Source organism: Methylosinus sporium, assembly GCF_003113265.1.
Lineage (GTDB): Bacteria > Pseudomonadota > Alphaproteobacteria > Rhizobiales > Beijerinckiaceae > Methylosinus > Methylosinus sporium.
Map to the genome: position 1 here is coordinate 17,557 of NZ_PUIV01000024.1, position 12,750 is coordinate 30,306.

Annotated in this window: 12 protein-coding genes; 8 read left to right on the forward strand and 4 right to left on the reverse strand. The window is 65.2% G+C overall.

Annotated elements, in window-relative coordinates:
- Window positions 1-22: 22 nt before the first annotated feature.
- Window positions 23-457, forward strand: coding sequence for a GlcG/HbpS family heme-binding protein (locus tag C5689_RS13790; RefSeq protein WP_036292728.1), 435 nt, complete (start codon window positions 23-25; stop codon window positions 455-457).
- Here C5689_RS13790 and C5689_RS13795 read toward each other — a convergent pair.
- Together C5689_RS13795 and C5689_RS13800 are read right to left on the reverse strand one after the other, a co-directional pair.
- The gene (locus C5689_RS13795; protein WP_108917880.1) at window positions 423-1,049 is read right to left on the reverse strand and encodes a GDSL-type esterase/lipase family protein; all 627 of its coding nucleotides are present in this window, start codon (window positions 1,047-1,049) and stop codon (window positions 423-425) included. The genes C5689_RS13790 and C5689_RS13795 overlap by 35 nt on opposite strands.
- A complete protein-coding gene (locus C5689_RS13800; protein ID WP_108917846.1) occupies window positions 1,046-1,750 on the reverse strand; it encodes an RluA family pseudouridine synthase in 705 nt (234 codons plus the stop codon). The genes C5689_RS13795 and C5689_RS13800 overlap by 4 nt, the downstream gene beginning before the upstream one ends.
- A 144-nt stretch (window positions 1,751-1,894) precedes the next feature.
- Between C5689_RS13800 and C5689_RS13805 the strand changes: the two genes are divergently transcribed.
- Entirely contained in the window at window positions 1,895-2,077 is a 183-nt protein-coding gene (locus C5689_RS13805; RefSeq protein ID WP_108917847.1) for a hypothetical protein, read from the forward strand.
- A gap of 64 nt (window positions 2,078-2,141) precedes the next feature.
- On the opposite strand, the gene C5689_RS13810 is transcribed toward C5689_RS13805, so the two are convergent.
- Entirely contained in the window at window positions 2,142-3,260 is a 1,119-nt protein-coding gene (locus tag C5689_RS13810) for a HupE/UreJ family protein (protein WP_108917848.1), read from the reverse strand.
- Between the two features lie 190 nt (window positions 3,261-3,450).
- Between C5689_RS13810 and nikR the strand changes: the two genes are divergently transcribed.
- From nikR to C5689_RS13825, 3 genes are all read left to right on the forward strand, one after another.
- Window positions 3,451-3,909 (forward strand): nickel-responsive transcriptional regulator NikR, encoded by a 459-nt coding sequence (gene nikR / locus C5689_RS13815; protein WP_108917849.1) that lies wholly within the window; start codon window positions 3,451-3,453, stop codon window positions 3,907-3,909.
- 105 nt (window positions 3,910-4,014) lie between these two features.
- Complete coding sequence (locus tag C5689_RS13820; RefSeq protein ID WP_108917850.1) at window positions 4,015-6,285, forward strand: TonB-dependent receptor; 2,271 nt, start codon at window positions 4,015-4,017, stop codon at window positions 6,283-6,285.
- A gap of 251 nt (window positions 6,286-6,536) precedes the next feature.
- Complete coding sequence (locus C5689_RS13825) at window positions 6,537-7,742, forward strand: DUF2235 domain-containing protein (RefSeq protein WP_108917851.1); 1,206 nt, start codon at window positions 6,537-6,539, stop codon at window positions 7,740-7,742.
- A gap of 13 nt (window positions 7,743-7,755) precedes the next feature.
- Here the strand turns inward: C5689_RS13825 and C5689_RS13830 are convergent, their stop codons facing one another.
- Complete coding sequence (locus C5689_RS13830) at window positions 7,756-8,022, reverse strand: BrnA antitoxin family protein (RefSeq protein WP_108917852.1); 267 nt, start codon at window positions 8,020-8,022, stop codon at window positions 7,756-7,758.
- A gap of 178 nt (window positions 8,023-8,200) precedes the next feature.
- Between C5689_RS13830 and dnaG the strand changes: the two genes are divergently transcribed.
- The 3 genes from dnaG (at window position 8,201) to C5689_RS13845 (ending at window position 12,746) form a co-directional block, all read left to right on the forward strand.
- Window positions 8,201-10,117, forward strand: coding sequence for a DNA primase (dnaG, locus tag C5689_RS13835; RefSeq protein WP_108917853.1), 1,917 nt, complete (start codon window positions 8,201-8,203; stop codon window positions 10,115-10,117).
- Between the two features lie 239 nt (window positions 10,118-10,356).
- Window positions 10,357-12,366 (forward strand): RNA polymerase sigma factor RpoD, encoded by a 2,010-nt coding sequence (gene rpoD, locus C5689_RS13840; protein WP_108917854.1) that lies wholly within the window; start codon window positions 10,357-10,359, stop codon window positions 12,364-12,366.
- Between the two features lie 98 nt (window positions 12,367-12,464).
- Window positions 12,465-12,746: a DUF2442 domain-containing protein gene (locus C5689_RS13845; protein ID WP_206605369.1), complete on the forward strand. Its 282-nt coding sequence runs from the start codon at window positions 12,465-12,467 to the stop codon at window positions 12,744-12,746.
- The last annotated feature ends 4 nt before the right edge of the window (window positions 12,747-12,750 follow it).

The following is a 12,750-nucleotide window of genomic DNA, read 5'->3' on the forward strand; positions in this document are numbered from 1 at the left end:
TCGCGCGACGAGGAGAGTCCCCATGCATGTCAATATCGCCGCGGCGGAGGCCGCCATCACCGCCGCGCGCAAGCGCGCCGCCGAGCTCGGCACGAAAATGTGCATCGCCGTCGTTGATTCCGGCGCCGATCTGAAAGCCTTCTATCGCATGGACGACGCCTGGGTCGGCAGTATCGACATTGCGATCAAGAAGGCGAAGACGGCAGTCTTCTTCGGAATGCCGACCGGCGAGATCGGCAAGCTGTCGCAGCCGGGCGGCCCGCTCTTCGGCATAGAGCATTCCAATGACGGGCTCATCACCTTTCCCGGCGGCCTGCCCATCGTCGACGAGGATGGCGTGCTGGTCGGCGCGATCGGCGTGAGCGGCAGCTCGGTGGAGAACGACCACGCCGTCGCGCAGGCCGGCGTCGCCGTCGTCGGCGTCAGCGATCTGCCGGCGCATCCTTGGCGGACGTGAGCGCGCCGTCGAGCCATGCGCGCCATTGCGGCGCCGCGCCGATGAAATCGGCCAGCGCCGCATAGCCGCCGCTATTGGGGTGGGCGCCGTCGCCGGCGGCCGCCTCGCTCAAAAGCACGCCGCAATGCGCGGCGAAGCCGTGCGTCTCGATATAGGGAATGCGCTGCTCGGCGCAGAGCCGCTGCAATTGCGGACACAGGCGATCGATGCGCGCCACGTCCGGCAGAAACGGGCCGACCATCAAAACGGGCGCGAGCGTCGCCGCCTCGCGCAATATTTCCTGCGCATGAGCGAGCGTCTCCTCGAGCGGAACGCGCGCACAGCCCGCTTCCTCTATGCAATCATTGGCGCCGAAGGAAAACAGCAGACGCGCGTCGCAGTCTCGCGGCAGACGGCGCCGCGCCTCCTCGCGCCAACGCGCCGCGATGTCGGCGCTGGTGTCGCGGCGGACGCCGAGATTATAGGCGGTGACGTCCCGCCCGCCCCGGCGCTCCCGCGAGACGAGCCGACCCACCCAGCCGAGACCATCGTCGTCGCCGGTTCCATTGACGAGGCTGTCGCCGAAGAAGCAGATGCGAACCGGCGTGGTCATTCCGTCTCCGCGCGCCATCCGCAGAGCGCCAGCGCCTCACGCATATGCGCGGGCGCCGGGGCGCGCACGACGATGCGCTCCTTGTTCTCGCGCATCGGAATGTCGATCTCGCGCGCATGAAGATGCAGCGGCGGCGCGCCTTCGCGCTTGCCATGGCCGTAGACGGGATCGCCGAGCATGGGCCAGCCCATCGCCTGGCAATGCACGCGTAGTTGATGCGTGCGGCCGGTCTGCGGCTTCAGCTCGAGGAAGGCGAGGTCATTGCCCTGCGCGTCGCGGGCGCGGCCGAGCACGCGCCAATCCGTCTGCGCCGGCAGGCCCAGCGGATCGGGCCGCATCCACCAGCCGCGCGTCGAATCGAGCCGGCCGAGCGCCATGTCGATATGGCCCTCCTCCTCCGAAGGCGCGCCTTCGACGATCGCCCAATAGGTCTTCTCGATGCGCCCATCGTGGAACAGTCTGCCGAGCCGCTCCAGCGCCTTGCGGTGGCGGCCGAGCACGAGGCAGCCGGAAGTGTCGCGATCGAGCCGATGCGCGAGCGCCGGCGCGCGCGGCAGGCCGAAGCGCAGAGCGTCGAAATGATCCTCGAGATTTTCGCCGCCCTTGGGGCCGCGATGCACGGGCAGGCCGGCGGGCTTGTCGACGACGAGCATCAGCCCGTCCCGATAGAGGAGGCGCGAGACGAGATCATCCGGTGTCATAGGCCTCATCCTAATCGAAACATGCGGCGATTTCGCGGGGCGTCACGCGGCCCGCCCTTGCCGCCGCGCGGCGCGCGCTAGCTAGAGACATGCGGAGCCAGCCCTTGGTCCAAGGGCCAGCGATAGAGAACAACGGAGAGTACCATGGCCGAAGAAGATCAAGTCGACCGCCTGATGTCGCGGAACGCCTATATTTTCGGAGGAGTCGGGGCCGTGCTCGGCGGCATAATGGGCGCCGGCGTCGTCGGTTTCCCCGCCGCGATCGGGACAGTGATCATCGGCGCGCTGCTCGGCGGCATTCTCGGGTCCTTCATCGTCACCAAATGACCCGGGCGAGCGACGCCCATTCGACGGAGCGCGGCCGCACGAAGCCGCCGCGCTCCCGCAGCGCTCAGGCCGAATGGCCGAGATGCGCGAGCACGAAGTCGAGCGCGCCGACGCGCTCCAGCAGCCAATAGGCGCCGAGCAGCGCGATTGCCGCCGACAGCGCATAGACGAGCCGCGGGCTGCGCTTGCCGCCGGTCTGCTTGTCGATGAAGAGCAGCGCCGGCACGAAGACCAGCACGATCGCCACTTGTCCGAGCTCCACGCCGATGTTGAAGGAGGCGAGCGCCGGCAGCACGGCGTTCGCCGGCACGCCGAGCTCCTTCAAGCTGCTGGCGAAGCCGAAGCCATGGATGAAGCCGAAGAGAAATGTGTCGCGCCAGCGCCCGTCGACGCGGCGTGAGAAAAAGTTCTCGACTGCGACATAGATGATCGAGGCGGCGATCGCCGCCTCCACCCATTGCGAGGGCAGCGTCACAATGTCGAGCGCCGCCAGCGACAGCGTGATCGAATGGGAAACGGTGAAGGCGGTGACGATCTTCACCACCGGCCAGACGCGCGTCGCCCATAGAAGAATGGCGATCAGAAAGCAGACATGATCGTAGCCGGTCAGAATATGTTCGACGCCGGCCTGCACGAATTTCCACATCAGCTGCCAGACCGTCTCCAACGGCTTCGACAGATCGAGCGGCGGATCGGCGGGATAGAGCATGGTCTCGCCGGCGTTTTCGCCGGTCAGCGTCACGAGATGCTTGGCCTTGGAGCCGGCGACGGCCAGCAGCTCCTTTGCGTCGTAGAAAATCTGGCCGGCGACGCCGGAGCAGTCGAATTTCAGCTTCACCAATGCGCTGTCTGCATTGGCGGGGTCCTCTCCGGCGTAATCGACGCGGCCGGCGCAGGCGTGTCCCTCGGCGTCATGCATGGAGACGCGGCGCTGAACGAGCTTGCCGATCTGCGTCTCCAGCACGCCCGGCTGCGACAGCTCGACGCCGGCGCGCTCCGCCATGGTCTGCGAGAAGATGCGCTCGAGATCGGTCGCCAGAAAGCCGACATCGATCTGATAGGAACGATCTTTCTCGGGCGTGATCTTGGCGGTGGAAATATCCGCCGTATGGGCGAAGGCCGGCGCGAGCGATGCGAGCAATGCGGCGACGACGAGCGGCAAGCATTTCGACGACCAGCTCATTTTCGAAAGACTCCGGGACAAGCCTGAATGGCGGGGCCGCGACAATGCCCGACGCCGCGAAAATGGACAAGACCGCGCGCCGCTCGGCCCGCGCGCGATTGCGGGGCCGCTCCCGAACGGGTAAAATCAACGACATGCGGCCGAAGCTTTTCATTGGAATGCAGGGCCGCCGCGCGGGGGAGCGTCCGATATGCAGCGTGTCACCATGACCATAGACGACGATCTCATGGCCGCTCTCGACAAATATATGGAAGCCGGCGGGCATCAGAATCGATCGGAGGCGGTGCGCGATCTCGTGCGCGCCGGCCTCATGAAGCAGCCGAAGCTCGACGACAGCGATCGCCCCTGCATCGGCGCGCTCGTCTATCTCTACGACCATGAGACGCGGCAATTGTCGAAGCGGCTGATGCACGACCATCACAGCCACGCCGATCTCTCCATCGCCGCCCTGCATGTGCATGTCGACGCCGAGACCTGCCTCGAGGTCTCGCTGCTGCGCGGCGCAAAGTCGGAGGTCGAGCATTTCGCCCAGCATGTGATCGGCGAGCGCGGCGTGCGCTACGGCCAGCTCGTCGTCGCGCCGGCGGAGGCGCATTCGCCCGAGAGCGCCTCGGCGCCGAAACCGCACCACGGCCATAGCCACGCCTGAGGCCTGTGACACAAATGCAACGCTTCGGGCAAATCCGTAGGTGGGTCGTTGCCACAGCTACGTTCGTATGATCTGATAATAAAAAAATCATACGGGGGAGCTGCGATGACCGGCTGGCGAGTTGGCGAAATTTCCGCATTGGCCCTGGCGGTCGCGCTTTTCGGCGCGGACGCCGTCGCGCAGGAGAGCTTGCCGGACATAGACATCGGCGCGCCGATCGCGGCCGCGACTCCGGCGGCCGCCGCGCGCGCGGAAGACGCGCAAAAGGCGAAGGTGAGAGTCGAGGCGGCCAGCGAGACCGTCTTCAGCGGCCAGCAGGTCAACGCCGTTCCCTTCGCGCGTCCGGGCGAGGCGCTCGAGATCGTGCCCGGCCTCTCGGTCACGCAGCACAGCGGCGAGGGCAAGGCGAACCAGTATTTTCTGCGCGGCTTCCAGCTCGACCACGGCACTGATTTCTCGCTGACGCTGGACGGAATGCCGATCAATATGCGCACCCACGGCCATGGCCAGGGCTATGCGGACGCCAATTTCCTGATCCCGGAGCTGCTCTCCTCCGTCGTCGGCCGCAAGGGCCCTTATTACGCCGACAAGGGCGACTTCTCCTCGGCCGGCGCGGTCGATATGCAATATATCGACAAGCTCGATCACGGCTTCTTCCGTGCGACGGGCGGCAGCTTCGCCTATGGCCGCCTGCTCGGCGCCAAGAGCTTCGAGGTGAATGGCGGCAATCTGCTCACCGCCATCGAATCCAGCATATACAACGGCCCGTGGACGCGGCCCGACGAGATGCGCAAGATCAATTCGGTGCTGCGCTGGTCGCGCGGGACGCAGGAGGACGGCGTCTCCATCACCGCTATGGCCTACGCCAACCGCTGGTTCTCCACCGACCAGATCCCCTCGCGCGCCGTCTATGGCGGCGTCCTTCCGCTCTGGGGCAATGTCGACAGCACGGACGGCGGCGACGCCTCGCGCTTCAGCCTCTCGGCGCGCTGGAGCCAGACGGAAGGCGCGCATTCCTCGCGCGTGGAAGCCTACGCCATCCGCTCGACGCTCGATCTCTACAACAACTTCACCTATTTCCTCTCGCATCCCGACCTCGGCGACCAGTTCCGCCAATTCGACCGGCGCACCGTGCTCGGCGTCAACGCGCAGCACGCCTATAAATACGAGCTCGCCGGCCTGCCGATCGAATCGCGCATCGGCCTCGAGAGCCGCTACGACAATATTCGTCTCGGCCTCCAGGACAGCTGGCGGCGCCAGCCCTATGACACGATCACCAACAGCCATGTGGCGGAAGGCAGCGTCGGCCTTTGGACCGACACCACTGTTCGCTTCACGCCCTGGCTGCGCGCCACCGGCGGCGTGCGCTTCGATTATTTCGCCGCCAGCGTCGGCAGCCTCCAAGACCCACTCTCCGCGCCCAAGGACGAGAATGGCGCTCCGATCTGGACCGGCCCCTGGAACAGCGGCTCCAAATCGGCGACGATGGGGAGCCCGAAGGTCGGCGTCGTTATCGGCCCCTTCGAGCAGACGGAGCTCTTCCTCAATTTCGGCGAGGGACTGCATTCGACCGACGTGCGCGGAACCGTGACCCGGCTGAGCCCGGCCGACGGCTCGTCGGTGGCGACCATCCCGCTGCTGGTGAAGCAGCGCGGCGCCGAGATCGGCGTGCGGACCACGCGCCTGCTGGAAGGGCTCGAATCCTCGGTCGCCCTCTGGTGGCTGAACAATGATTCGGAAAATCAGTTCGAGGGCGATTCCGGCAGCACCTCCTTCGGCCGGCCGAGCCGGCGCTACGGCATAGAGATCATCAACCACTACACGCCCGCCTCCTGGCTGCGGATGGAGGGCAGCGTGTCGCTGTCTCATGCGCGCTTCCGCGGCGTCGATCAGCAGCAGGCGCTCGCCTGGATCGATCTTCTCTCGCCCGACGCGATCGGCTACGGAACCTATGTCGGCAACGCCCCCGGCAATTACATTCCCGATTCGCCCAACATCGTCGCCATGGGCCAGATCGAGGTGGGCGAGGCGACCGGCCCCTTCGCGGCGCTGCGCTATCGCTATCTCGGCGAGCGCCCGCTGACCGAGGACGGCTCCTTCAAATCGCCGGCGACCGGCACGCTCAATCTGCGCGCGGGCTATCGCTTCGACAATGGCTGGAGCATTCAGGCCGACGCTTTCAACGTCACCAATTCGCGCTCCGACATGATCACCTATGGCTATGGTTCGCTGATCCCCTCCGATCCGCTCTATGGCCTGTGCAAGGCGGGCGTCGCGCCGAGCAATGTCTGCTCGGTCGGCGTGATGGGCCGTCATTTCAAGCCGATGGAGCCGCCGGCCGTGCGCGTGTCGATCACCGGCCCGCTGCCCTTCTGAGCTGCGGTCGCATCAGTTTCTCGCACTGATCTGGCGCCCCGCGGAAAGCTCGGCTAGGCTGAGCGTTTCGCTGGGCGGCTTTTTGCGCGCCGCAGCGATCCGCTAGAGTGATTCCGGTTCGGATCGAACCGGAATCACTCTCCTTGTTCTGCCGTGTTTTCTTCCCGCGAACCGGTTCCCACTTCGCTCGAAAACACTCTATTGCGGCGCGCGATTTTTTCGACGCTCCGGTTTTTGCGAAAGAGACGTTTATGACCGCGACCAAGCCCAAGAAGAAGCTCGTGATCTTTTGCGACGGCACGTGGAACGAGCCGACCGAGCGCGGCACCAATGTCGTGCGAATGCTGCAGGCCACCGATTTTCTCGACGCCGACGGCAATCCGCAGCTCACCCATTACATCGCCGGCGTCGGCACTCGCAAAGACGAGAAGGTCATCGGCGGCGCATTCGGCTTCGGCATCTCCGACAATATAAAGGACGCCTACGCCTTCATCGTCAGCAATTACGAGCCGGGCGACGACATCTATCTCTTCGGCTTCAGCCGCGGCGCCTATACGGCGCGCAGCATCGCCGGGCTCATTCACAATCTCGGCGTGCTGAAGCGCTGGAATCTGCCGCTCGTCTCCATCGCCTATGACCATTACAAGGACAGGGCCGCGGAATGGCGCCCGGGCGGCGCCTCCGCGCAGACATTCCGCGACGAGAATTGCCACCCCTATCCGACCAAGATCAAATTCCTCGGCGTGTGGGACACGGTGGGCGCGCTCGGCGCACCCTATGGCGAAATTCTCGGCCGGCTGTTCGACAAGCTCTTCAAGACGAGCTTCCACGATGTGACTCTGAGCGCGAGCGTCGATTCCGCCTATCACGCGCTGGCGGCGGACGAGCGTCGCTGGCCGTTCCGGCCGACGCCGATCGCGCTCACCGATTATCATCTGGAGCGCGATGCGAAGAACATCGCCGAGAAAGGCTTTCCGCTCTACAAGCAGCGCTGGTTCCCCGGCGTCCACTCCAATGTCGGCGGCGGCTATCAGGAGCACGGCCTCTCCGACTATGCGCTGGTGTGGATGGCCGAACGCGCCGCGGAGAATGGCCTGAAGCTGTTGAAATTCGCCGATGTCAAATTCTCCGTCGACCGGCCCTTTTCACCCGATCCGACCGAGAAAATTCAAAACAGCCAGACGCTGGGCTACAAGCTCGCCACGACGCTGCTCGTCAAGCTGCCGGCGGCTTTCGGCCTGCCCTCCGTCTATCCGAAAGCGGATCAAGGGCTCGCGAAGCACGCCAGCTGGGGCGGGGATTACATCCGGCCGATCGCCCCCGACGAGGATTTCGCGCCGGTTCGCGAGAAGGCCGAGATCGACCCCTCCTATCGCCCGAAGCAGCTGACGACGATCGGCGTTCCCGTCGCGCAGGAGCAGGAAAAGGCGAAGGAGAAAGAGCGCGAGCCTGCGTGAGAAGCGCCCGGGCTCAGCGCAGGCGCTCTCTCATATAGCCGCGCAGGACGGCGTTGATGCGCCGCTGATAGCCGGGACCTTCCTTCTTGAAGAAGTCGATGAGGTCCTGGTCCAGGCGGATGGAGATCGCCTGCTTCTTGGGCGGAATGACGACCTCGGCCTTGCTCCAGTCGATCGGCTCGAATTCCGCCCAATCGGGATCGCTCGCGATCGCCGCGTCGATTTCAGCGTCCTCTCGATCGCCCGTGCGCTGCGCGGTCCCGCTCGATCTGTCCTTCATTCCGCTTCGCCCCGCATTCCGGTTCGCCCCGCGGCTCGAGCCTAGCGCTCGACGAAGGGATGCGTATATACAACCGCATTGCATGTCGAGTGGGCTGCCGACCGACCGTGTTGTGGGTAGCGGGCACAAAGCCGACGCCGCGCGCGCCGAATGCGTCGACAATGCTACTAGGGACACGATGCGATACCCTCCCTCCTTCCTCGATGAAATTCGCGCCCGCGTGCCGGTCTCGGCCGTGGTGTCGAAGAAGGTCAAGCTCAAGAAGGATCGGCGCGAATGGCGCGGGCTTTCTCCCTTTCAGGCGGAGAAGACGCCCTCCTTCTATGTCAACGACCAGAAGGGCTTCTTTCATGACTTCTCCTCCGGCAAGCATGGCGACGGCTTCACCTTTCTGATGGAGACGGAAGGCCTCACCTTCCCCGAGGCGGTCGAGCGGCTCGCCGGCATGGCCGGCCTGCCCATGCCGGTGGAGACGAAAGAGGCGCAGGAGGCGGAGCAGCGCCGCGGCTCTCTGACCGAAGTGCTGGAATGGGCGGCGCAATTCTTCGAGAAACAGCTGCGCGGGCCCGCCGGCGCCGAGGCGCGCGCCTATCTCGCCCGCCGCGAGCTCGGCGAAAAGGAGCAGACGCAGTTTCGTCTGGGCTTCGGGCCGAGTGAGCGCTATGCGCTGCGCGACCATCTCGCCGCCAAGGGCGCCAGTGTCGAGACGATGATCGAGGCTGGACTGCTCGTCCATGGCGAGGACATCGCCGTCCCCTATGACCGTTTCCGCAATCGGATCATCTTTCCGATCTCAGACCGCTCCGGCCGCGTCATCGCCTTCGGCGGGCGAGCGATGGAGAAGGACGCCAAGGCCAAATATCTCAACTCGCCGGAGACGCCGCTCTTCCACAAGGGCGCCAATCTCTACAATCTGCACAACGCCCGCAAAGCCGCCCATTCAGCGGGAAACATCATCGCCGTCGAGGGCTATGTCGACGTCATCGCCATGACGGCGGCCGGCTTTCCGCAGACGGTGGCGCCGCTCGGCACGGCGCTGACGGCGGACCAATGCGCTCTGCTCTGGAATCACGCCGAGGAGCCCATTCTCTGCTTCGACGGCGACAAGGCCGGCCGCGCCGCCGCCTTTCGGGCGATCGACACGGCCCTGCCGCTGATCGGCCCCGGCCGCAGCCTGCGCTTCGTGCTGCTGCCGGACGGCCAGGACCCGGACGAGCTCTTGCGCTCCGCCGGCCCTTCCGCCTTGGCCGCGGCGGTGGCGGCGGCGCGCCCTCTGGTCGATCTGATATGGGCGCGGGAGACGGAAGGCGCGCTGCTCGACACGCCCGAGCGCCGCGCCGGGCTCGAGCGTCGCCTCGCCGAACTCGCCCGCGCCATCGCCGACGAGAGTTTGCGCCGGCACTATCAAAAAGAATTCTCCGACCGCTGCGATTCGCTGTTCGGCCGCACGCGCGGCCAATTTCAGCGTCGGCCCGAGGGGCGTCGCCCCGGCGGACAGCAGCAGCGCTTCCGCCGCGATGCGGAGCCCATGCGCGGCCCGCTGACCATCGGCGCGGCGCTCGCCAATTCCCCGCTCTATCGCGGCACGACGCCCGCCATCGCCCCGCGCGAGGCGCTCATTTTGTTGATTCTCTTGAATCACCCGGAGCTGCTCGCGGCCAATCTCGAGGCGGTTGCGGCGCTGGACTTCGCCTCCGCCGAAGGCGAGCGGCTGCGCGCCGTGCTGGTGCGCAGCCTCGCCGACGGAAGCGGCGCGCGCGAAGAATTCGCTCGCGCCGCTTCCGAAGCCGGGCTACAAGCATTTTGCGAGAAATTGGCCGGCATGGGAGCCCATGCGACGCTGTGGAGCGTGCGCGCAGAGGCGGCTCCGGCGGACGCCGGCGAGAGCTTGCGTCAAGCTCTCGTCTTGCAACATCGCGTGCGCGCATTAGATAAAGAACTTCGGAAAATCGAGGCGAGGTTGGCGATTGCCCCCAACGACCACGATTCCGCGCGTTTAAGCGATATTCAGGCGCAATTGAACGCGCTCGATGGAACCGAAGCCGCTCTCGACGGGTTCGGTTCCCAATCGGGCCGTTCGCTGAGAAGCCTTTGACCGGCAAGCCGAACGGCCGACGAGCCAAAGCTCTACGGATTTGGTTAGGCGGACGTTAAGCCCTGGCCGCGACTGTGGGCTGGAGCGAATCGGTCGGGTCCGTTGCGGGGTCCGCCGGCTTGTCATGCGGTCGGCGCTGTGGTTTTCGTTAAAATGCGGCGAGCGAGAAAGTAAACGATCCCGGCATGGCGCAGCCTTCGGCTCGGGAAGGCGGCGTGGGGTGGGGCTTGGAGCGAAGAATGGCGAAAAAAGACGACGAGAAGGTCGAAAACGAGGGCGCAGTGGCAGTGGAGACCGCCGACGGTCCGCTGCTCGACCTCAACGACGCCGCCGTCAAGCGGATGATCAAGCTCGCCAAGAAGCGCGGCTTCGTCACTTATACCGAGCTCAACGCCGTTCTGCCCTCCGAGGAAGTCTCCTCGGACCAGATCGAGGACGTCTATGCGATGCTCCAGGAGATGGGCATCACCGTCTCCGAGGGCGACGATCCGGACGACGCCGAGGGCGAGGAGCAGCAGGAGGAGGAGGAGGCCGAAGGCGGCGAGCTCGTCGAGTCGCCCCGCGCCACAGCCGTCGCCACGCGCAGCTCGGAGCCCGCCGACCGCACCGACGATCCCGTCCGCATGTATCTGCGCGAAATGGGTTCGGTCGAGCTTTTGTCGCGCGAGGGCGAGATCGCCATCGCCAAGCGCATCGAGGCCGGCCGCGAGGCGATGATCGCCGGTCTCTGCGAGAGCCCGCTGACCTTCCAGGCCATCATCATCTGGCGCGAGGAGCTCGAGGCCGGCAAGGTCCTGCTGCGCGACATCATCGACCTCGAGGCCACCTACGCCGGCCCCGAGGGCAAGAACGCCGGCAAGCCGCCGGTCACGCCGTCCGATCTCGCGCCGGCCACCGCGCCGCGCTCGCCGCCGGCCGCGCTGGGCGACGCCGGCGCGCCGCCGGAGGAGGCTTTCGAGGAGGAGGACGACCTCGAGAATTCCGTCTCGCTCTCCGCCATGGAGACCGAGCTGAAGCCCAAAGTGCTGGAGACCTTCGCCCGCGTCGCCGACGCCTATAAGAAGCTGCGCCGGCTGCAGGATCAGAATGTCGAGAACAAGCTCAAGAACGAGACGCTGACTCCGGCGCAGGACCGCAAATACAAGCAGCTCAAGAAAGAGATCGTCACCGACGTCAAATCTCTCTCCTTGAACCAGAACCGTATCGAGGCGCTGGTCGAGCAGCTCTACGACATCAACAAGCGCCTCATCGGCTATGAGACCAAGCTGCTGCGCCTCGCCGATGCGCAGGGCGTGCAGCGCGAGGACTTCATCGACAAGTTCCAGGGCTCGGAGCTCGATCCGAAATGGATCATGCGCGTCTCCAAGCTCGGCTCGCGCGGCTGGAAGGAATTCGTCGCCAACGAGAAAGACCGGATCAAGGAGCTGCGCGGCGAGATTCACGCGCTGGCCACCGAGACGGGCCTCGAGATCGCCGAGTTCCGCAAGATCGTCCATATGGTTCAAAAGGGCGAGCGCGAGGCCCGGCAGGCGAAGAAGGAAATGGTCGAGGCCAATCTGCGCCTCGTGATCTCCATCGCCAAGAAATACACCAATCGCGGCCTGCAGTTCCTGGACCTCATCCAGGAGGGCAATATCGGCCTGATGAAGGCGGTCGATAAGTTCGAATATCGCCGCGGCTATAAATTCTCGACCTACGCCACCTGGTGGATTCGGCAGGCGATCACGCGCTCCATCGCGGATCAGGCGCGCACGATCCGCATTCCGGTGCATATGATCGAGACGATCAACAAGATCGTGCGCACCTCGCGCCAGATGCTGCACGAGATCGGCCGCGAGCCGACGCCGGAGGAATTGTCCGAAAAGCTCGCCATGCCGCTGGAAAAAGTGCGCAAGGTGCTGAAGATCGCCAAGGAGCCGATCAGCCTGGAGACGCCGATCGGCGACGAGGAGGATTCGCATCTCGGCGATTTCATCGAGGATAAGAACGCCGTTCTGCCGATCGAGGCGGCGATCCAGTCCAACCTCCGCGAGACAACGACGCGCGTCCTGGCCTCACTGACGCCGCGTGAGGAGCGCGTGCTGCGTATGCGCTTCGGCATCGGCATGAACACCGACCATACGCTCGAGGAAGTCGGCCAGCAATTCTCGGTGACCAGAGAGCGCATTCGCCAGATCGAGGCGAAGGCGCTGAGGAAGCTCAAGCACCCGAGCCGAAGCCGGAAGCTGCGGAGCTTCCTGGACAATTGAGCTATTGGCGATGCCGACGATCGCTTCGTTCTACGGCATCGCCATTCGGATGTACCTCGAATCAAACTGGCGTCGCCGCGAGACGTTGGAGCAGATCGATGGGTTCGATGCCGAACGAGGTCGTTCAGATCGCGGCAGTAGGCCATTACTGCATCGCTGTCTGTTTTCAGGATGGCGCCTCGGGCCTTCACGACTGCTCCTCGCTCCTTCGGGAGGAAGGTCCGATGGCAATTCCGTTTCGTGATCCCGATTTTTTTGCGAAGGTCCGGCTCGAGGACGGCGCGCCGACATGGCCGAACGGCTACGACATGTGCCCGGATTGGCTGCGGATGGAAATGGAAGCCGGCGGCGAATTGTCGGGGCCGCTCGCAGCGGAATAATCTG

Coding starts and splice junctions, on each gene's coding strand:
- C5689_RS13820 (WP_108917850.1), top strand. CDS start 4,015: ATGACCGGCTGGCGAGTTGGCGAAATTTCCGCATTGGCCCTGGCGGTC.
- C5689_RS13805 (WP_108917847.1), top strand. CDS start 1,895: ATGGCCGAAGAAGATCAAGTCGACCGCCTGATGTCGCGGAACGCCTAT.
- C5689_RS13795 (WP_108917880.1), bottom strand. CDS start 1,049: ATGACCACGCCGGTTCGCATCTGCTTCTTCGGCGACAGCCTCGTCAAT.
- C5689_RS13810 (WP_108917848.1), bottom strand. CDS start 3,260: ATGAGCTGGTCGTCGAAATGCTTGCCGCTCGTCGTCGCCGCATTGCTC.
- dnaG (WP_108917853.1), top strand. CDS start 8,201: ATGCGATACCCTCCCTCCTTCCTCGATGAAATTCGCGCCCGCGTGCCG.
- C5689_RS13845 (WP_206605369.1), top strand. CDS start 12,465: ATGGGTTCGATGCCGAACGAGGTCGTTCAGATCGCGGCAGTAGGCCAT.
- rpoD (WP_108917854.1), top strand. CDS start 10,357: ATGGCGAAAAAAGACGACGAGAAGGTCGAAAACGAGGGCGCAGTGGCA.
- nikR (WP_108917849.1), top strand. CDS start 3,451: ATGCAGCGTGTCACCATGACCATAGACGACGATCTCATGGCCGCTCTC.
- C5689_RS13830 (WP_108917852.1), bottom strand. CDS start 8,022: ATGAAGGACAGATCGAGCGGGACCGCGCAGCGCACGGGCGATCGAGAG.
- C5689_RS13800 (WP_108917846.1), bottom strand. CDS start 1,750: ATGACACCGGATGATCTCGTCTCGCGCCTCCTCTATCGGGACGGGCTG.
- C5689_RS13790 (WP_036292728.1), top strand. CDS start 23: ATGCATGTCAATATCGCCGCGGCGGAGGCCGCCATCACCGCCGCGCGC.
- C5689_RS13825 (WP_108917851.1), top strand. CDS start 6,537: ATGACCGCGACCAAGCCCAAGAAGAAGCTCGTGATCTTTTGCGACGGC.